The organism is Thermonema rossianum DSM 10300 (assembly GCF_000426825.1).
GTDB lineage: Bacteria > Bacteroidota > Bacteroidia > Cytophagales > Thermonemataceae > Thermonema > Thermonema rossianum.
On the sequence record NZ_AUGC01000005.1, the window covers coordinates 210,081 to 231,578 of the forward strand.

The following is a 21,498-nucleotide window of genomic DNA, read 5'->3' on the forward strand; positions in this document are numbered from 1 at the left end:
ATTGTTTTTTATACCTGTCCGTTAAATACAAATTGTATGGTAAAATACTTAAAATTATCGTTAAAATCATAAAAGTTATAATCAAAATTTCCATAACATCTTCGGGCCATATCTATCAAACCGATGCCTGCCCCATGGTGCTGGTTTTCATCTGCCTTTACACTTTTGTGCTCAAGTATTTTTAATTGTTCCTCATGCAACCTGTCCACCGCTTGCTTTTTAATGGTTTCCAATCGTGCTTTAAGGTTTTGTATGTGTGCTTCTTTTACCGGATTGGATACCAACAACCGGTAAACCGGCGCTTCTTGGCCCGTACTACTATGGTAAAATATGAAATAAGTATGTTGCTCCACTTCGTTTGCTTCCTCTTGAAGCCGTGCATTATAGTGAATTACATTTTGCAGACTTTCAATCATGACCGATATGATGCGCCTTCTTTGGACTTTACGCACCTCACACTGTATCAAGTTCAAATCCATGATTTTAATGAAATATTGAATCATTTCATTATTCAACTTGCCATGAAAACAGAGAATGATTTGCTCCATTTTCATGTCTGCCAAAAAAGGAAGTGTGGGTGTCTTAGGCATCATATACGAGTATTAAAGTCACGGACTGTCTTTGTCTTCTTTGAAGATACATAATTTTATCCTTATTACACAAGCTTTTCTACCATCCTGATGCCAAAATATCGGCAATGTGAGCCGTATCCACTGCTTTTTGATGCTTTTTGATGTAACCATCCAAGTGAAGCAAGCAAGAGAAGTCAGAAGAAATGATCAGTTCAGCCCCTTGCGCAAGGGCATCTTCTACCTTTTGCATAGCCATGCCGGCTGCGATGGCAGGAAACTTCGCAGAAAAAGTACCGCCAAATCCGCAACATTCATTCGGATGTGCCGGCTCATGCAACTCCAAGCCCTCTACGCCTGCAAGCAACTTACGGGGTGCATCGTAAATCATACACTCCCGCAAGGCGCTGCAGCTATCATGATAAACCGCCTTTGCTTTATAATAGGCGCCGGGAATCTTATCTACTTCCAAAACATCTACGATAAACTCACACAACTCAAATACTTTGTGCTCAATTGCAAACAAATGCTCTTTACTTAATGCATTACCTAACAAGCGCTCATATTGATTGCGTACCATTCCCACACAAGAAGCAGATGGTGCTACAATATAATGCTGCTCACTTTCCAGAGCCTGCCGGAAGTCGCTTACGAACTTTTCAGCTACCTTGCAGGCCTCATCAAAAAAGCCGGCATTAAAAGCCGGTTGCCCGCAGCAAGTCTGATTGGGATTATAAGAGACGGAACACCCCAGCTTTTCCAGTATCTTAATCATACTGAAACCAATTTCCGGGGCTATCTGATCCACAAAACAAGGAATAAATAAGTCTACACTTACCCGCATAATATTTAATGTTCAAAAGATATTAGAATAAAAAGAGTTAAAAAATTTCTAATGAATAACGTTTGGCTTCTTCCAAAGCTTCCTCATTTAAAGGGGGAACGGGCGCTTTTATCTCGCGCAACGCAGCCAGCAATAACTCTGTATCCAAGTTACCTACCAGTTCATCTTTTGCCATAGGGCAACCTCCGAAGCCGCGAAGCGCACCATCAAAACGGCGGCAGCCCGCTGCATAAGCAGCTTGTACTTTTTCTTTCACCTCCTCCCGCCGGGCATGCAAATGAACTCCCAAGGTCATACCGGGAAATAAGCGCGAAGCCAATGAGTAAAGCGCTTCTATATCGTGTACAGAAGCACTCCCTATCGTATCTGCCAGCGACACGATACCTATCTGCATCCCTTGTAGCTTTTCAATCAGCCGGCATACAAGCTCAGGACTATAAGGATCGCTATAAGGGTTACCAAAGCCCATGGATATGTAAACGACCAGCTCCTTCCCTTTCTCTATGCATAGCTGCTGAATACGCTCTACAACCAACAAAGCATCTTCTATAGATTTGTTAGTATTGCGCTGTTGAAAGGTTTCAGATACCGACAAAGGGAAGCCCAGGTACCGGATTTGCTTGTATTGACAAGCCTCGACCGCCCCCCTCTCATTTGCCACGATAGCCAGCAGCTTGGTTGCCGTACTGCTGTGTAGCTGCTTGACAACCTCATGCGTATCCCGCATTTGGGGAATGGCTTTTGGCGACACAAAACTGCCAAAATCCAGCGTATGAAACCCCACTTTCAATAGCAGATTTAAATAGTGGACTTTTTTTTCTGTAGGGATAAAAGTTTGTATCCCCTGCATGGCATCGCGTGGGCATTCTACAATCTGCAGCATATGCTTTTGTTTTTATGCAATATTAAGAAATCTGTGTGGCTTGTTTGTTTGTTTTTGTTGTTTTTTGACATTGAAAGTCAAAGTTATTTAAAATAAAAAAATTGACAAGACAACAAAAAAAGCGTATAATTGCACAAGCTTTCACTTCTAAAACCAAATTTCACAACTATGGGAAAAGGCGATAGAAGAACCAAAAGAGGTAAACTCTGGCGTGGAACTTATGGCGTAAGCCGTCCCCGCAAAAACAAACAGAAGAAAAACGCCTCTGAAAAGAAAGCTGAATAAGCCGGAAGTTTATTCTTCCGGCTTTGTTTTTTCTTCTGCCTCCTCTTCGCTTGTCACCACCTTTACAGCCTCCTCCTGCTTGTTTTCTTGTTGCGCAAGACAGTTTTCACACAAACGCTCTTCATCAAAATAGGTATCTTCCCCTATTAAAAGCTTACCACAACGCTCACAGCGATTTTCAAAACGGTCAACTCTAAAGTGAATACCACACATAATCAAAGTTTTTTTATTTTATTTCCTTTGTTAAAAAACGCCATTCAAGCACAAATCATTCTATGATTAGCCCTATAGACGCTCAATATTTTTACAACAGCTGCCACGAAGGCATACAGAGCACCCATTCTGCTTTGCAAAAACTATGGCATTGCAAAACCATCAATGAAGAGCTGGCAGTAACCATTTGCCGGAACATCGAGAAACAACGCTTCTTTTATCACTTCTACGACCGCCTCAATTTTATTCTCGAAGCCTGTCAATTGCCTGCCCACTGGCATGAGTACTTCAATCGCCTGAAATATCTTTTTCTTAAAGCCGAAAGCGGACAAAACATCCACGAAAACGACTGGAAGGATGCACTGCTTATCGTCACGCAACTCATAGAGCATTGTTCCAACACGCCCCCGCCTCCTGTGCTTCAAGACCTACTGGCGGGACATACACTTTCTGCCCGCCTTCCCGGTGCACAAGTCCAGCGTTTAAACAAACTACGTTTGTTGCTTAACAAGCGCCCCGAAATTCACAACAACACCTTTTGTAAGCTGGAAGGTCTTAGCCCTGAAGCCGGCGAAATCAGCATTTTGGTAAAAGATATCCCCTACTCTTCGCCCGACGGAAGCCGGCACTATACATTCAAGCTCACCGAAACGGTCAAGTACCTGCAAGCCAACCAAGTGGTACACTTAACGAACCTCATACACACACCCACGGGCTGGCAAACCACCGACGAAACTTTATTGATAGTAGATCCCGACTACCTCATCGATGTTTCTTCCATTGTGCAGTGCTACTACCGCCATCGCCCGCTGCCATTACTTGCGCTTATAAGCCGTTTTCTCACACAAGAAGCTTCTTTTCCCGCATTCTTGGGCAACCTGACCAACGAGCTCTTCGACCTGATGATAAGCAAACCGGAAATCGACGAAAAAACCGCCATACGTCAGGTCGTTGACAGCAAGCAAACCGAACGTATCCTTTTGCAAATGCAAACAGAGGAAACAATAACGGAAGAAAGGATAAGCTTTGAACTTCAAAGATATTTTAAAAATATAAAATCAATATTACCCCACTACACCTCCGGGCAGTGGCACACGCTCACGGAACCGCACTTTTATGCCCCTTTCTATGGCCTGCAGGGACGCATAGACCTCCTGCTTATTGACCGGACGCACACACACCACCAAAACATCGTAGAGCTGAAAAGCGGCAAGCCCCCTGCCTATCATATCTGGGACAACCACCTGCTGCAGGTATCGGCCTATAATTTGTTGCTCGAAGATGCCACCCCCCAACGAAGAGGGAACAGCGCCGTCTTTTATGCACGAATGGCACAAGATGGCCTCCGCGACTGTGGCAACCTGCTTTACGAGAAGCAACTGTTGCTGCAAATACGCAATCACATTGTTTTCTATGAGCGTCTTTTGTGCAGGATGACTGCCGCCACCATGACCCGCATCTTGAAACAGCTCAACGAAAACACTCTGCCGCCCTTCTTACAAAGCCCGGTGCGCGCCTTTGCGCATGCGTGGCAAGAAGCTTCCGAACTGGACCGGGCCTATGTGGCAGCTCATAGTGCTTTCCTCGGACGAGAACTGCGTACCGCAAAAATGGGCAGCTATGCGTCCAATCGCACACACAAAGGCTTTGCTGCTTTATGGCGCGAGCCTGCCGAATCCAAGGCAGAAGACTTTGGTCTTGCCACGCACCTTACCGTAAGCCAATGGGATTTGGCCTCCTCACGTCTGTACCTGAAACGCCCTGCCGGCAACCATACCACCGTCGCTTTTCGTGAAGGCGATATCGTTTTGCTTTACCCGGAACAATACAAAAACAACCCCACCGGACACCCTATTCTGCGGGGAATGCTCGACCAAGTCGACAGTGAGCGCTTTGTTGTCAAATTGCGCAACCGCTTTGTTGACCCGGCTATTTTCAAACAACACCGCTCGTGGTGCATGGAAAACGACTGGATAGAAACCACTTTTACTCCTCTTTTTCAATCTCTTGGCACTTTTTTAAAAGCCGATGCCCGCAAAAAAGCCCTGATTTATGGGCAGGAACGCCCCCGTTTTGGTCCCCTGCCGCATTTAAATGAGCGCTTCGACGGACTCACGCCCACACAGAAGAAAGAACTGCAACGGGCACTGTCTGCGCAAGACTATTACCTGTTACAAGGACCGCCGGGCACGGGAAAGACTTCGGCCCTGCTGCGCAAGATGGCCGAGTATCTCTATCATCATACACAAGAAAACATAGCCCTCATAGCCTTTACCAACCGGGCTACCGATGAAATCGCACTAAAACTACACCAAGCCCACATTCCTTTTGTGCGTTTGGGCATGGGCTCCGGCGAAGAAGAGCTGCTCCCCTACCGCTTGCAACAAAAAGAAGAAGACGCCCGGGCTTTGCAATCACGCCTGCGCCAATGCCGTGTATGGGTTTCTACTGTCAGCTCTTTTTCGCGCTACCTGCCCCTTTGCGGCAATATAGACACTTTAATTGTAGATGAAGCCTCTCAACTCTTGGAAACTCATTTATGTGGACTGCTGGCGCAATGCAAGCGATTCATTCTCATAGGTGATGAACGGCAATTGCCGGCTGTTGTTATGCAGGATGTAGAAGGCAATCAAAACTTTGAGAACCAAAGTAGTTTATATGAAGATGTAAATTTACTAAAAACGCACGGACTCTATCCTTTACATTTGTCGCTTTTTGAACGCCTGCTTTATCATGCTCAAAATAAAGGCTGGACGGAAGCCTACGGCATGCTGAAAGAGCACTTTCGTTGTCATGAAGACATCATGCAGGCATTCAATGCGTTGTTTTATAAAGAGCTGCGTGCAGCCACTGAGCACCAAAAAGCCCCTTTGCCTGCCACCGGACATCCTGTCTTCGATGGCGGGCGTCTCGTGTTTATTGCCACCCGCCCCGAAGAGCAGTTGAAAGTCCATGAGCAGGAAGCAGACTTGGTCGTCCGGCTTATTGAAGACTACCTGCGCCTTCATCCGGATTGTCCGGCAGAAGCGATTGGTGTCATTGCACCCTTCCGTGCACAAATAGCGCATATCAAGAGCAAGCTGCCCCGGGAACTGGCTGCCCGCATAACCATTGACACCGTAGAGCGCTTCCAAGGAAGCGAGCGACGTTTAATTATCATGAGTGCAGCCGTAAACCACCCGCGCCATCTACAGGCCATCGAAGCCCCGGATATTCACGGCACCGTGGACAGGAAACTCAACGTGGCTATCAGCAGGGCACAAGAGCAGTTTGTTTTGCTGGGCGTGGCAGAAGTCCTTGGTCAATCCGTCTTTTACAAACAACTTATTGAAAACTTTTGTCAACGCATTCCTGCTGAAACACTGTCGCTGTCAAATACAAAAAAGGCGTAACCGCCCTCCTTCCATTCATACAAAAAAGACGGGCACCGGGCACCCGTCTTTTTCACTTCGATTTCACAATGCAAGGCTATTCTACAACCAAACGCATGGTTTCAAGACGCTCATTCGTTTGTATTTGTAAAAAGTAAACGCCCCGTGGCAGTGTCAGTGCAAGTACTTGATGCTTGCCTTGCATACTGCCTCGCCACACTTCTTGCCCCAATTGGTTCAACATACGCAAGCGCGCTTGCTGCGCTTGTGGCAAAGTTACCGTAAAGATCCCCTTGCCGGGGTTAGGATACACCTGCACCGCTTCCTGCTGTTGAGGGGCAGTTCCCGTTACAAACTCAGATACGCTTACCTCCTGCACGGCTGTATAATCCGACTGTATCTGCTTCGTGTCGTTGTAAGCATACACACGGTAGTAGTAGGTCTTACCCAACAGGACCGTTTCGTCGGTATATGACAGTTCATCTAAAGCCGTAGCGCCGACCATCGTAAATGTTTGTCCATCCTCGGAACGTTCCACACGGAAACCTTCTGCACCATTGTCGTTGGGGTAGGTCCAACTGACAACCACCCGGGGTACTCCCCCGCTTGATACCGATAAATCTTGTGGTGCATTCAATGGCACTTCTATGGTTATAGGAACCGTCTTGCTGTCACTATAATTACCATTGCTCACCGTCAGCTTCACCTGCACGGTGTGCAAACCGGCCGTGGTACTCTGCACTTCATAAGTAATCGTATGAGGACCTGCCGTATTGGCTGTGACGTAAGGGGTTATCCCCACATTTTGTTCTGACGTAGCATTGAAATCCCAACTCCAACTATTGATGGCAGGCTGGCCGGCTTCTACTCTCGAAGCATCGGAAATGGTCACTGTAAAAGGACTCTTCCCACGCGAAGCACTCAAGCTAATGTCAGCATTCACTTGTGCATCATAGAGTTTCACGGCATCCAAATAAAGTGCATTTCCATACCCCCCCTTGTTACGAATGGCAAGACGCAAGTCGCTCTGCCCCACATAAGCCGACAGATCAACGATTTCTTCACGCCACTGACCGGCGGTAGGTGTAAACAGCAAGGTGGTAGCCGGCGCAGTAGCCAAGCTTGTTCCTTCCTTAGTATAAAGGACCGTTTCAGTAGCCCCACAATCGCTCAACAGTACCACTTCTAAGCCATCATAAAAATTAGAGCTATAAGGCGCATAGGCCACATAAAAACGCAACTGGGGCTTGCTTGCACCCGACAAACTAAAATAAGGTGAAACCAGCTCTACTTTTTTCCCACTAAAGTCAGCATCAAAATTGTTCACCCACAACGCCTGACTCCCTTCATAAGCCGTAGAAGTAAACGCCCAGCCACCATCAGGCGAGTTGCTCGACACCTGCCATACTTCGGTAGTGCCATTGCCGGCTGTAAGTGTGCCGCTTTCGAAATTGTCAACGATGGGTAAAGCCTGAGGCGCCGACGGTACCACAACCGTAATATTTCTTTTAAATGAAGCGGTTTTGCTGCCATTGTCAACCACCAACTCCACTTCATAGGTATAAGAGCCGGGGCCCAAAGCAGTAGGGTCAAAAGTGATGGTGTGCGGTCCGGCGCCGGTTGCGCTACTTGCAGGCGAAAGTGTGCCACCAACATCGGTGAGGTCGAAATTCCAAGTCCAAGAAGAAATAGGCGGTTCACCACTATCCACCCCGGACTGATCGGTAAGAACAACGGTCAAAGGCGCACAGCCACTTTGTTTATCTACTTGAAAGCTGGCATAAATAGGCAGCGGGTCGGCAGCCGGCGAACTCAGCAGCTCTTTTCGGCGTGGTGAGTTTTGCAATACCGTCTCCATACGGCTCATCTGCCCCTGAGTGAAGAGGTTCATACATACGTCATTGGAATAGTCCATGTAGTTTTGAAACATATCGGGCAAATCATTAGTCCCTTCGTTGCAGGAGTTACGCCCCGGATAAGTACAAGGCGATGAAGTTGCGTTATCGCCGTCTGCAAGCGGCGTATCACTTACAAAGTCATCTTTCGAACAATCACCATCGCCCCAAATGTGGCGCAAGCCCAAGAAATGCCCCACCTCATGCGTGGTGGTACGTCCCCGGTCGTAGGCACTCAACAAATCATAAGCGGGATTTACGGGGTTTCCCGCAGCATCGTAATTCGAGCCGAAGGCTTTATGCCAAATCACCACGCCATCGGTGCTTGCCGATTCGCCACTCGAGGGCAGACCGTCGAGTGTGCTTTCAGGAAACTGTGCATACCCCAACAAGCCACCGGCGAGGTCGAGTACCCAAATATTCAAATACAAATTAGGATCCCAAATGGTAGCCGGCTTAATGACAGACTCTACATAAGAGTCGCTAAAAGGTGGAGTGCTCCACCCCATCGCGTTACGATCCACACGATGCACGCCCGGCTCGGCAAGGGGCAAGCCGTCGGGGTCACGGGTAGCCAACTTAAACTCTATACTAATACTGCCCGCTACCGGCTGAAAGTCGGCAGGTGTATTTACTGCATCGGCATTGGTGCGGTTAAAGTCTTCGTTAAGCACCCGTATTTGAGACTCTATTTGGGCATAAGGCAGGTTGGTGCCACTTCCTATATTTTCGCCATTATGAATAACATGCACTACTACCGGAATGGTATAAGTTGCTTTTTTGTAAACGCCCTTTTTCTTGGCTTCCTCCAAGCTGCGCAGGCGGGGCGCCAGCCACTGTTCAAATGCCTCATCGGAAGGAAACGAAGGATAACGCGCACGCAGCTGTTGCATGTACTCTACGGTAGCACAGCGCTTCAAAGCAGCTTCTCTTGACTTCGGTGTCTTTTGCGCGTAGCTGCCATGCCACAAAAGCCCTAACAACACAAGGAAAATCCAAGTTTTTTGAAACTTCATGGTATTTTGTATTTGAAACACAACAAAATCTTTCAAAGATACGCATTTTTTCAAAAAAATACGCTTTAAAAAGCATCAAATACCTTAATCAATACTACCAATATGGCTCTCATGATTATTTGATGCATCGCGCAGCATATCATGGCAAAAAACATGCTTTTGAGCCCTTTTCCATCCTCTGTCACCGCAAAGCTTCTATCCTGTCATCTCTCCTTTCCCTGCCACTTCGAGCGTAAACGGGAAATCGCTCTTGCGCTGCTTGCTTTGATGAAATGACTTGTGCCCGCTCGACGTAGCAAAAAATACAAAAGCAAGCACGAGGCAATGAGAACGAGATGCTGCGCTCCGTTCGAAATGACAAAAGGAAACAGACAAACACACCACAAGCCCTATTAGTAAAGCATGGATCAAAGTCCGGATAAGCAAACTTTGAAAATCAAAGTATTTTAATTTTTAAAAAATAGAAAAATGCTTTTACTTGTCGTGGCTACTTTGCTTGGGAAGCCGGAGAAAGCAAAAAAGCAAAAGACACGCTGCCATGAGCATGTCTTTTGCTTTTTCGAATCTTTAAAAAGCTTTACAAAATCATGCCTCCGGCATTGCCAAGGTTTCGTATCGAATAAAAGGCAACGCCTTTCCTTTAAACAAAGCAGCTTCTACCGGCAGTGGTTGGTCATTGGGGTTGGGGTATTTGTTCACGCCCAGCAGTACCTGCTTCCCTGAACGCAAACGCCCGGTAAGTTGTGCAACTGCTTTTTCTGCATCGCGCATGAGTTGTTCTACGGCTGCCGGCTCGCGCAACCAGCCCATGCTTTCCAACTGCTGCAATTGCTGCCATACTTGTTGACAAAAAGCTTCGGTAGCAGCTTCCACAAAATAACTGCCCGATGCCGGCAATTGTACCTTGTCCAGGTAGCTCTCATCCTTCAACATGATGGGAATATTGCGGCTAATGCGCCTTGAAAAAGCGCTATGCTGCCCACTGATATAATCGTAAGGATCGGCTGTAAGCACATCGGCGCCCCCCACCACTGCTGCGGCCATTTCCACTGTAGCACGCAACAAATTATTGTAAGCATCGGCAGCAGTTTTGTTGTAGAGCGCCGTGCGTGCATGCAGCGGCAACCGCCCGGGTGCCTCGATAAGCTGCGCCAGGCGGAACCACAACAAACGCGCACTGCGCAGCTTGGCTATCTCCATAAAATAGCGGCTTCCTATCGAGAAGCTCAACTCCATACGTTCGTAAGGGTCTATGCCACGTTGCCGCAGCTCTATGCCATAAGTAATGGCTGCCGCCAATGTATAGCTTAAAGTATGGGTTAAAGGCAAGCCGGCTTCTTGAAAGTTACGCCCCTGTACCGCCAAGCCTGCCTGTGGGTGTTGTTTCAGGAAATCGGCCAAGCGGTCCCACTCTTCCCGCTTTAAGGGTGCCCCTTCTGAAATGATTTTCTCGGTCAGCGGGTCTATGAGGCAAGCTGTTGCCGGTCGCTCTATTTGCTGCCAATCAATCACATAAGCGGGGGCAGCCGGCAAGACAGCACCGGGCAGTTGTTCCCAATAGAATTCATCTGCCCCCCAATTCGCTGCTTCTTCATGCAGGGGCTCTTGAGGCGCTTGCTTCGACGGATAGATCACAACCCGGTTTTTCCAGCCTTTCGGTGCCAGGCGCTGCAATAAAGCATGACGCTTTTGCACCGTGGCATCATTCAGATCTTCCTGTGTATAAACCGGTTCTATAGCTATGCCTTCTTCCGTAAGACTTACCAAATCCTCGTAGCTTCCCCCTTTTAGCGTTTTTTCAATCAGCTGAACCCAGTCCTTCTTGCTATAGGCGGGAAACTCACTCAACAACGATTGAATATCTTTTTCCATGTTCATAAGCAGGCTTTTTTAATCTATAAGTTGTGTGCCCCATTTGGCAACTTCCTCCTCTGTCCAAAGCGAGGGGAAAAATATGATTTTCTGAAAGCGGGGCGGCAGGTATTTCGTCCAGTTGGTGCCACCGGTTGCCGCTACGGCTTCGCCTTTCTTCTTCATCAAGTACTTGGCTGCTGCCCGCAAATGAGCCAGGCGCCAACCTACGTTGAAACGATTATCGAAGCGACGGTACTCTTCACGAATTGCTTGTTGTTCTTCATTACCCATATGCACGAGGCGACGTTCCAGTAAAGCATACAGGTTCTTTTGTGCATGCTGCCGCGCCAGCTGCTGCAGATGTGCATCGTACTTCTCCTCAAAGTGCTGCAAGGTAATGGTTTTTTTGCCGGTTTCTTCTTCAATAGCCCCGCGCTTCCAGTAAATAAACGGATATAGCTCTTCCGGTGACCCGGTTGCTTGCCGGTCTTGCCGTTGGGCTTTGTCAAGCAACTCCCATAAATGCGTTGATTTGATTTCTATTTCCCGGAATTGTACTGACTGAAAGCCGCTTGCCGGCAATAGCGCCATACGGAATTTACGAAACTGCTCATACTCCATCCCCTCGCTCATGATATCCGAAGAGCGCACCAAAATATCCATGTATCTGTTGATACGCTGCATCTTGTCATGCCATACTGCAAATGAAAGACGCTCATCCGCATTGAGCATTTGGTCTATCTCCCACTGTATGAGCTTAAAGAAAAGCTCCGTTATTTGGTGGTACACAACAAATATCATCTCATCGGGGAAAGTGGTGCGCGGATGCTGCAAGGTCATCAATGTATCCAGGGCAATGTAATCCCAATATTTCAGATAGTCGGTGTAGAGCAGCCCCTCCAGGTTGGAAGCCAAGTCTTGTCCTGTTTGAGCATATCGCTGTGATAACTGCCGGAGTTGTTCCAATACTTTTTCGTCTAAATCTTGGTAGGTCATAACGAATGATGGTTTTTCATACAGGCAATTTTAGTGCAAAAATAAGTATTGTACAAAAGCGACTTGAATAAAGTAAAGCTAAAAATACCGGGGCATGGGTATGTATGGGCAAAAAACAAAAGGCACCTCAGCAGAGGTGCCTTCTTTGTGGTATGCCGTTTGGCTATTCTACCCTGTACCAGGTTTGTGTGCGGTAGAACGGTCCCAAATAGCCGCGTACTTTCAGCGTATTTTCATCTTCCAGCCACATTTTGCAGCGATACACCTTCCCTTTTTTAGGGTCGAGGATTTCGCCGCCGGTGTACTCATCGCCATCTTTTTCCATATTCAACACGATGACCATGCCCATCACGGGCTTGTCTTTGCGCCAGTCGCTACATTTGTCGCAAACGGCATCTTGACGGCTGGGGTCAAGGATTTTTACCACTTTGCCGGCATACTTGCCACTTTTCGTTTTGTAAATCTGTACATGAGACTTGGGCTTGCCGGTTTCATCATCGATGGTTTTCCAAACCCCGGTGATGTCTTTCTGGGCAAACAGCAAGCCGCTGGTCAACAGCACGGCAAACAGTGAGAGGAGTGTTTTTTTCAGCATAGTTTTACTTTTTTGTTTTTGTACTTAGCACATAAATGCTTGTACAAAATAGAACATTCTACTGAAAAATGCAATGCATGCATAATATTTTTTTCAGAATCGAACAATGAGTTTAGAAAAGTAGAAGGCGCCATCGGTGCCATGTTGCACGGCATCCCACAAGCCACCGGTCTCTGTTTCAGTGTCTTGTTGTGTAGGATACACATTAAACAGGTTGCTGGCACCTATCTTTAAGGATATGTTTTTATACAAATCATATCCCAAGGTTACATCGGTCACTACCACAGGGTTGTAAATGTCTTCGGTGCCCAACCAATCGATAAGCACCACTTTATCGAAGCGTACCGCTCTTATGTTGGCATTGAAGCGGTTGCGCTGATAATCTATGCTGGCGGTGATTTTGCTGGGCGGTGCCGAAGCTAAAAGAAAATGTTTTTCACGTTCCCCAAAATAAATATCCTCTTTACCGCGCAACTTAGCGCTGGTTTTTACAGCACCTAATTCCATCGTATTGAAGTTGCCGGCCAAGCTGAAGGTAAAGCTATGCTCTTCACTCATACGCAACACATAAGCCAGGATAACATCTAAGCCAAAGGTACGGGTGTCCAAGGCATTGGTAAAGAACTGAGCAGCGCCTACCCCCAAAGCTTGCAAGTCGGCACCAATATCGGGATCGGTGTCTTCAAAAGCACCGGTCAGCACTATGCGATCGCGCACATCGACCATGTATCCGTCTATTGTCGCGGAGAAGACATCATTAGAGAAGGTGAAGCCCAAGCTGGCATTCAGCGATTCTTCTTGTTTCAGCTGTGGAATACCGAGCGTGCGGGTAATAGGACTGTTGTTTTTGGCAATGATTTTATCTACCGGCTGCCCCGATACAAAATCGGTAAAGGTGGTGTTATAGTATATTTGCGCCAAAGAAGGGGCACGGAAACCGGTGCTCACGGACCCACGTACAGCCAATTGTTTACTCAAAGCATAGCGCGAAGCCAATTTGGCTGTGAAGGTGCTGCCGAAGTCGCTATAGTTTTCGAAGCGGGCAGCGGCAGCCACCAGCCACTTTTGTGTAATATCCAATTCGCCGTCTATGTAAAACGCCAGGTTATAGCGACTTTCATCCACTTCGTTTTCGGGGCGGAAGCCGGGAAATCCTTGTGAGCCGCCGGGTTTGGAGTTGGGGTCGTCCGGGTCGTCGTAATCTTTCCAAGAGGCTTCTTCCCCGGCAAATATTTGGTAACGGTCGATGCGGTATTCGGTACCAAATGCCAAGTTAAAGCCTTGCATGATATTTTTATAATAACGGGTAAAATGCAGGCCCGTAATATTCTGACTGAAAGCGTGCCCGCCGGCATCGAAACGGGTGGGTGACTTCACGCCCAAGGAGGCGTTCAGTGTGCCATCGATAATGTAGTGGAAATAATTACGTCCATAGGTATTATTGAAATCCACATCCCAGCCCTTAAATTTGCTGCGCACCCCGGCCGAGAACGATATGTCGCGAATGTCGGAAGTAATACGAGGGTCAAAGCCATTGGGATAAATCTGTGGCACATTACGTTCGCTGTTGGCCTCACGAGTCCAGGCATAAGCATCCGTATAGCGCTGGCTATACCCGCCGAAGGCATACACAGCTGCCGTATTGTTCAAAGGCAGCTCGGCATTAACAAAAGTACGGAAGTTGTCCACCGCCGCACTACCGAACTGGCGACGGTAAATATCAAACTTGGCAGGGTCAGCCGGCCGGTTGGTGTGATTTTGTTTCAAGAAATCTATGGTAGTGTTGATAAAACCCTTCTTTCCTAAAGCCACGCCATAGTTGGCTGCTACTTGCACCGTTTCACCATCAAACTGTTTATCAGCTTTCACGTCATATTGTGAAGGCGGCTGCGCATTATACATGCCGGTCGTGACATTCAACGACCCTTTATCTACATCCGATTTCAAAACGATATTAATCACACCGGCGATGGCATCGGAACCATACTGGGCGCTGGCACCATCGCGCAAAATTTCGATACGCTCAATGGCAGCCGCCGGAATAGCATTCAGGTCGGTGCCGGTATTGCCCCGGCCGCGCGAGCCAAAAATATTGATTAAAGAAGACTGATGACGACGCTTGCCGTTAATAAGCACCAACGTTTGGTCGGGTCCCAAGCCACGCAGCGTAGCCGGCATGATATGATCGGCGCCGTCAGCACCCGATTGGCGGTTGGCATTAAACGAAGGCGCCACATAGTGAAGCAGCTGATTGATTTCCACTTGTCCGTAGTCGTTGGTAAATTTCTGCACATCGAGCACATCCACGGCTACGGGGGTTTCGGTAACCGAACGGTTCAGGCTGCGGCTACCCACAATGGCTACTTCCTGCAGGCTCAGAGCCGAAGGCTTCAAGCGCACCTCGATGCTCGTACGTCCGTTTAAAGGGTAACGCAAAGGCTCATAACCTACAAACTCGAACAAGAGCACTGCTTGGGGACTGCTTACATTCATAGTAAATTGCCCGTCAGCATCGGTGGCGGTTCCATTGGAAGTACCTTCTTCCAAGACTGTGGTTCCGGGCAGGGGCTTGCCTTCGTCGTCAAGCACCCGCCCTTTGACTTCTACTTGTGCATGAGCTTGCCATGACAGAAGCAGTAGCATGCAATAGATAAAAAAGTGCTTCATAGGTTTGTTTTTTTTAGAGGTTAACAAAAATTCTTTTGTCCCAATAAATTTAAACTTTAAAAACAAACCACAATAATAAATACCAGGCAAAAACAATATGAAGAAATGTAATACTGTGTATTAAAAAGAAGCAAAATAGACTTTGGAGACAAAAAAAGTAAACAAATAAAATAACAAGGCAATAAAATAAAGGCTAATAATCAAGCATATAAGAAGATGTATCATTATGAACACGCTCACTTACATGTGACACATCAGTTATAAAAAACAAAAACAATACATAATCAACAGCCTGCCAAGGCATTACAAGCAAAACTACTCCCCTGTCGGCAATTTCAAACACACCAACGGACTTTGGGCGGACATACCGAAGTTTATCCGGTCCAGCTATGCTGTTTTTTGCGATTCTTTCGGCATGCAAAAAAAGAACAAGCGCCGCGGCACCTCACCGGGCTGCTCTATTCAATCAGGCAGAAAAAATGCAACAAAACAAACAAAAAAGGCACTCCGGTCGGGAGCGCCCTTTTTGTTTTTATGCAAATACAATCACTGGGTGGTGAAGGTAATAGTTACTTTGTTAGTAATCTCTTTGCTGGGATCAGCAATGTTCTTCTTCCATACCATGGTGTTGTTGGTGAAGGTAACTTTGTAGCTGCTGTCACCACCGCTGTAGATATCAGGGCTCAAAGTAACCGTACCGGGGTCGTTGTTTTGCCCGGGTGTGTAGGTGTAGGTCCCCGATACATTGCCTATGGTAAACTGGGTATCGGTAAAGGTAGCCGATTTCCCTTTGATAGCCTCGTATTCGGCAGGCAAGCTACCTTGCTGCACAGTCACATCCGATACCTTTACATAAGCCTTAAACGAAGGACCACTGTCGCCACTGTCTTTTTTACAAGAAACAGCAACGAAAAGAATCAGGGTCAAAGCCAAGAGATTGAGAAGGTTCTTTTTCATAACTTATTGAATTTAGTACTTTAAATTTGTCCTACAATTAAACTTATTTTACTCTTTTTTCCAAGCAAAAGATGTTTGCCTTTTTGTTAATTACTTCTTCAACGTAAAGGTAAACACCCGGGTTGGCACAATATTGTTTCTTGCCGCACTGCTACCTTTGCGCTCAAAGGTAAAACTAAAGGTATCAGCATTCAAAGTAGTTATATCAATAATTGTACCATCATCGAGGCGAATTTGCTTGTAAGTTTCATCTAAAAATCCCCACTCTCCTTCGGACTGCGGGAACGCCTCATTGCCGTTGCTCACATAATACTTGAAGCCTTCTATTTTCAAGACAAAGCCGTTGTAGGCACTCACATCTTCTACGGGCAAACCGTTCTCGGTGATGTTCACCGAGCCCAGCAGCCAAGCCCCCTGTATCAGGTCTTGGGGTGTAGGCGAAGGCAAAGGATTGGGTTTGTCGCAGGCAGTCAGCGAAAGCGCCGCCAACAGGAATATATACAATACCTTTTTCATCATAGCTTTTCGTTTTTTGCTTAGCGTTGAATCATTATTTTTTGAATAAGCTGCTTGCCATTTTGCTCTATCAGAAGCAAGTACAAGCCTTCTTGCAGGGCGGCTTCCACTTCCATGGAGCGTGAGGCAGCCGTAGCATTCCACAATACGCGCCCTTTCATATCATAGAGCATCAGACGGGCACCCGACTGCAAATGCTGAATCATGAAACGTCCCTTTGCCGGGTTGGGATATACCTCCACGGTTTCTGCCTGGAGGTCTTCTATGGGCGTCAGGTAGGCATCACGGATGCCGGCCACTTCGAAGTAACGCTCGCCAAATTCCTGAAGGAAATAATTGGCCACCGTTGCATCATGAATGATGAGTGTATTTTCATCGTTGATGGTGTTGGCAGAAGTGCTCCAGTTGTAAGAGCCTGCCACCACCAGGGGGTCAGAAGAAGGACGCGCCGCATCTACAATCAGGTACTTATGGTGCAGCTGGTCGCCATTGAGCAAACTGTAGCGCTGAACGTTTACATTTTGGGCGATCAGCCAATTCACTTCGCTGCCCGTTACCGGCTGTCCGGTATCTTCATCACGGTCGTCCACCACACCTTTTACATCCCATCCTACATTTTGCATAGAGTCGATGGCGGCTGCCAAGTCACTGTCCGTAATCAACAAAAGTGCAAAGCGCAAATCATTGTCGCAAGAATAAATGGCGTTTTGAATTGCCGACTTGGTGTTGTCGGTAGGAGCAAAATAAACCTCTATTTTCTTGCCGCCCACCATCACTTGCGAAGGCGTATTTTTAATTTTTTGAGAGCCGAAACGTGCTTTCGCAGCATCGGGGGTGGCAGTAGTGCTGCCCCACATCTCCTCGAACTCGGCACGATACACACGCGCCAAGGTTTGGTCTTGAATAAAGAGGAAGTGGTTGGGATCGTCGAAGAGGTTGTTGTCTGTCCAGTTGCCCGAACCGGTGATAACGTAGCTGTTGGTGCGGCTGTCGGCATCAATCACAACAAACTTGTTGTGCATGATGCCGTCGGTGCGGTTGTCGTCGCCCAAACGGGGAATGCCGGCATCCAGGTTGCTCAAAGCGGAGTTGGTACGGCTGTGGTCATAGATATAACGCACCTGCACACCCCGCTGGTATGCCCGGTTCAAAGCGTCAATAATTTTGGAAGCACCGGCCGTGTTGGCGTTGTACATAGCCACATCTACCGACACCTGCGCCATATCGATATAAGAGGCAATCAGGTTATCTATCTTGGTGTTCACTTCTGCCTCGCTGCCCTGGCTGAGTTGGGTATCTACAGCATTGTTGAATACCACGCGGATGGTGCCGGCAGACTCGGAAGCCGTGGCAAAGAAATCATATACAGTTACCTTTTTGCCTTCCTCTGTTTCGTTGAGTATGCTGAAGAAATAGAACGATGCCGGTGACAAGCCGGTTACCTCCACGCTGTGCTGTTTTACGAAATCGTTCCCTTCTATGGTACCGATGAAGGTAGTGTCGTAAATAGCTTCACCCCCTACTACAGAATTGAGCGTCAGGTGTCCCCACTTTACTGTATGCTTGGCGGAAATGTTGGTTTCCCAGGTAAGTGTGAAGCGGGTGGTAAACACATCTGTCTGCTGCAAATTGGTTACTGCCAGTCCCACTTCGTAATCTTTGATACCACGCGGTACGATTTGATAGACGCCGTCGAAAGAACCCAAGGGACCGGAAAGGGTCACCAAGCCGCTGGCTATTTCCACCCCTACCAAGCTATTGCCCGGATTGATGCGATAAACGGGACCACAATCGGAAGAGATAGGAAAACAATTGCCGGCTACGGGGTTGTTGGGGTCATCGATATCGTAGCTGCGCCCCGAAGAGCCGGAACCAAACACATCGTCACCGGTATCAATAATGACGTCTTCTACTTTCACCAGCATGCCTTCGTACTGCTCAGCCACGGCGGCATTGTTCAGATCATCGACGGTAAGCACCACCGGGGCTGGCACAGGCTCACCCGATGAGAGGACTTCAATAGAAGAGGGATTTACAATTTGCAACAGTGTACGGAACTCGCCGAGTTCACCGGTAATCCGTATTTTGTCCCCTTCTTTTAGTCCTTGTAGGGTCGCATCGCCGGGGGCATAAATCCAAATGCCACCGGTAGCATCTTGTATGGCACGGTTGCGGTTGCGATTGTCGTAGGTGTCATCGTTGGTAACGATGCCTTCCACCGTCACGACCGTACCCAGTGACTGCTGGCGTGCATCGGCTATGCTCATTACAGTTTGAGCGTAACTGAGGCAGGTCCACAACAGCAGTGCAACAGAAAGCGTTAGTCTTTGTTTCATAGTTGTTTTTATTCGTTTTAGGTAAAAAACCCGGCGGCGTGCGTTGGCGCAGCCGCCGGTAAGCAAAAATAAGACTATTCTACCAATAATTTCTTCACTGCCACACGCTCGCCTTGCAGGTTGTAGAGCGTCCACTCCCATGCCCCACGCAGGTTGTCCACGGTCCAGTTGCCGGCTGCCGGGTTCGGATACACACGCACCTGCGCACTGAAAGCGGCATCTACGCCTGTGGTAGCGTCGGCTTCGAGGTCGGCAGCTGTGCGCGGCATGATTTGATAGCCTTCATCATAAGGCGCGGTGGCGTCGTCTTGCATCACCAAGCCGGTCAGAGAGAAAGTATATGCCGGCGCTTCGGTACCGAACAGGTCACTGTCGTTATCGATGCGCATGATGTAGTCGCGGTTGCCGTCGGTTACTACCACTGCCCAGTAGTCTTTGCCGTTGGCTACTTCACCCCAACCCGATACTACCTGCAGCTTGTTCAAGCGTACCAGCTGCGACTCATATTTTTCTTCAAGCAAAGTGCCGGCCGCCAACTCAATGGGGTTCATAGTGGCACCGGTACCTATCTTTTGAATGGAAGAAGGCACCACGACGGTCATTCCGTCGATATTATCAACCACTCCTTGCACGTGTACCGAATCACCTTCGGCTACGGCATACCCCAAATCGGCAGTGCCGTTGTACAACACTTGCAAACCGGCCAAGGGGTCGGTATCGATCAAGGCAAACTGCAAAGAAGTGCCCGACACTTGGTTGATGTTGATGCCATGCACCACACCACGCACTTCCACGGTGGCGCCGTCAAAGATAGATACCCCCATGTTGTCGAGGGTTTGCACCTCGGCTATTTCGCGCACTTGCAGTTCGTCGTCGGCAATGGTGAGGGTATAAACAACCGCTTGGTCGGGGTCGAGCTTCAAGCCGCCACTTGCCGCGGTGATGGTAAAGGTGGCACTGCGGTCGCCATCGTTGTTGGCATTATCGAGGGCATCCACGGTCAATTCGGCATAGCTGTCGCCGGCATTGACCGAAAGCGTGACAACGCCCGAAGCTGCTGCCGGCGTAGTGCTGTAGTCGGCACCTTCTGCTGCCGGACCACCCAAAGTGATTTCGATAGTGGAAGCACTCGCTGCGGGCTCCGAAAAGTCGATACGCACGACCTTCGACTTGCCTTCCACGACCGTGCCGGCAGTACTTGCATAATATACATAAGGTGCCACAATTTCGAAATCGGCACTGTTGCGCGCAGTAATGAATTTGCCGTTGCTGCGCTCATTCAAAATACCCGTAATGATAACAGGTGTGGAAGGCACCGGCTGACCGATATAATCCATGTCGTAGAAAGTAGTGCGGAACTGACCGGTCAGTGTGCCGTTGGTAAAGTCATACACTTGACCGTTGGCAAAAGTACCCGAAGTGGTAAAGGTTACCTCTTCATTGATGCGCACCACGCGCGCCTCATATTGTTCAAAATTGTTGATAAAATCATCCATGGTAATATCTACCGGCACGATGGCATTGCCCGTGGAAGTAGCCGCCCCGGGATCGGCGGTGGGCACAAACTGAAGCATATTACCAAATACACTCAATGTACCCGTCAAGCCGGTGATGCCGTCGCCTACATTGTAAGTGGTGGTAATTTTGCCCGGTGAGCCCGGATCATCTATCAAAATACCGGCGGTATTGTCTTGCACATATTTTTGGTTGCGGAAGCCCTGCTGATAAGTCAGCACCACCTCACCGGTGACTTGGTAAACCGTAGTGCCATCGGCAGGCTTGCTGCGCAGCTCCGCCAGGTTGGCTACCTGCACCACCGAAGGACCGTTGCCCGTCTCTTCGCCGCTCACTGCCACATTCACCGTGACAGCACCCGGACTGCTGTGCGTGATGTTGCCGGTCTTTACCCCGTCGGTACCCGATGAAGGCGCAAAGCGCACGTAGATGGTGGTGGCATTCAAGGTGGGAAGAGTAAAATCGGTACCGGCAGCCAAAGTAATGCTGCTGCTGAAGTTCGTGTTGTCCAAAGACACCTCGAAGTTGGCAGGTGCCGTAATGGTTACATCTCCTGTCAGGTCACTGCCCGATACCGTATAGCTCTGCGATGCAGATACCTGCCCGTTCTGCACCTGCCCGAAGTCAGGCAAGCTGCTCACCGAAGTGGTCAGGGTTGCTGTGGGGGGAGTCACAGAAGCGTTGGTTACCACAAAGTCATCGATAGTCCAGCGAGCTGAGCCTCCCGAAGTAGAAGAGGTATATACAAAGGCAATAACTGTGTTGCTGCCGGCGTAGGCGCTTATGTCAATGGGTGTTTGGGTTTTCCAAGTATCAGATTCGTCAGATGTAAGCGTTACCAAGTCTGTCCAGGTCGCCAACGAAGGATCCCCTCCACTATAATTTGTAGATACCTTCACTACTAAATCGGGTCCGGGAAACTTCGTTCTGTAAGCAAATGAAAGTGTAGATGTATTAGCGGTAGTCAAAGCAGGTGAAATCAGCCA

General features: G+C 48.2%; 14 protein-coding genes and 1 pseudogene. 2 read left to right on the plus strand and 13 right to left on the minus strand.

The window, feature by feature from the left end; genetic code table 11:
• Positions 1–8: 8 nt before the first annotated feature.
• From K384_RS04560 to K384_RS04570, 3 genes are all read right to left on the minus strand, one after another.
• Entirely contained in the window at positions 9–593 is a 585-nt protein-coding gene (locus K384_RS04560; RefSeq protein ID WP_038029840.1) for a SiaB family protein kinase, read from the minus strand.
• A gap of 76 nt (positions 594–669) precedes the next feature.
• On the minus strand, positions 670–1,413 hold the full coding sequence (locus tag K384_RS04565) for a (Fe-S)-binding protein (RefSeq protein ID WP_038029842.1): 744 nt from the start codon (positions 1,411–1,413) through the stop codon (positions 670–672).
• A gap of 37 nt (positions 1,414–1,450) precedes the next feature.
• Positions 1,451–2,296 (minus strand): hydroxymethylglutaryl-CoA lyase, encoded by an 846-nt coding sequence (locus tag K384_RS04570; RefSeq protein WP_038029844.1) that lies wholly within the window; start codon positions 2,294–2,296, stop codon positions 1,451–1,453.
• Positions 2,297–2,464: 168 nt separating this feature from the next.
• Between K384_RS04570 and K384_RS13570 the strand changes: the two are divergent.
• A pseudogene (locus K384_RS13570) lies at positions 2,465–2,545 on the plus strand (30S ribosomal protein THX); the annotation flags it as partial.
• 45 nt (positions 2,546–2,590) lie between these two features.
• Here K384_RS13570 and K384_RS04575 read toward each other — a convergent pair.
• Positions 2,591–2,794 carry a hypothetical protein gene (locus tag K384_RS04575; RefSeq protein ID WP_038029846.1) on the minus strand — a complete coding sequence of 68 codons (204 nt, stop codon included), beginning with the start codon at positions 2,792–2,794 and terminating at the stop codon, positions 2,591–2,593.
• A 62-nt stretch (positions 2,795–2,856) separates the two neighbouring features.
• Here K384_RS04575 and K384_RS04580 point away from each other — a divergent pair, with 62 nt between their 5' ends.
• Positions 2,857–6,186 (plus strand): DEAD/DEAH box helicase, encoded by a 3,330-nt coding sequence (locus tag K384_RS04580; protein ID WP_038029847.1) that lies wholly within the window; start codon positions 2,857–2,859, stop codon positions 6,184–6,186.
• A 76-nt stretch (positions 6,187–6,262) separates the two neighbouring features.
• Here the strand turns inward: K384_RS04580 and K384_RS04585 are convergent, their stop codons facing one another.
• The 9 genes from K384_RS04585 to K384_RS13825 all read right to left on the minus strand — a co-directional run.
• Entirely contained in the window at positions 6,263–9,076 is a 2,814-nt protein-coding gene (locus tag K384_RS04585) for a M43 family zinc metalloprotease (protein WP_157630056.1), read from the minus strand.
• A gap of 585 nt (positions 9,077–9,661) precedes the next feature.
• Entirely contained in the window at positions 9,662–10,954 is a 1,293-nt protein-coding gene (locus K384_RS04590; protein WP_038029849.1) for a methylmalonyl-CoA mutase family protein, read from the minus strand.
• A 12-nt stretch (positions 10,955–10,966) separates the two neighbouring features.
• On the minus strand, positions 10,967–11,926 hold the full coding sequence (locus K384_RS04595; protein ID WP_038029851.1) for a tryptophan 2,3-dioxygenase family protein: 960 nt from the start codon (positions 11,924–11,926) through the stop codon (positions 10,967–10,969).
• A gap of 163 nt (positions 11,927–12,089) precedes the next feature.
• Positions 12,090–12,521, minus strand: a complete 432-nt coding sequence (locus tag K384_RS04600; RefSeq protein ID WP_038029853.1) for a DUF2147 domain-containing protein — start codon at positions 12,519–12,521, stop codon at positions 12,090–12,092.
• Between the two features lie 93 nt (positions 12,522–12,614).
• Positions 12,615–15,188 (minus strand): TonB-dependent receptor, encoded by a 2,574-nt coding sequence (locus K384_RS04605; RefSeq protein WP_038029854.1) that lies wholly within the window; start codon positions 15,186–15,188, stop codon positions 12,615–12,617.
• 546 nt (positions 15,189–15,734) lie between these two features.
• Positions 15,735–16,145 carry a hypothetical protein gene (locus tag K384_RS04610; RefSeq protein ID WP_038029855.1) on the minus strand — a complete coding sequence of 137 codons (411 nt, stop codon included), beginning with the start codon at positions 16,143–16,145 and terminating at the stop codon, positions 15,735–15,737.
• Positions 16,146–16,235: 90 nt separating this feature from the next.
• Positions 16,236–16,664 carry a hypothetical protein gene (locus K384_RS04615; RefSeq protein ID WP_038029856.1) on the minus strand — a complete coding sequence of 143 codons (429 nt, stop codon included), beginning with the start codon at positions 16,662–16,664 and terminating at the stop codon, positions 16,236–16,238.
• Between the two features lie 17 nt (positions 16,665–16,681).
• Complete coding sequence (locus tag K384_RS13295) at positions 16,682–18,997, minus strand: phospholipase D-like domain-containing protein (RefSeq protein WP_169737616.1); 2,316 nt, start codon at positions 18,995–18,997, stop codon at positions 16,682–16,684.
• Between the two features lie 74 nt (positions 18,998–19,071).
• On the minus strand, positions 19,072–21,498 hold a 2,427-nt coding region (locus K384_RS13825), incomplete at its 5' end, for a choice-of-anchor J domain-containing protein (RefSeq protein ID WP_211245219.1).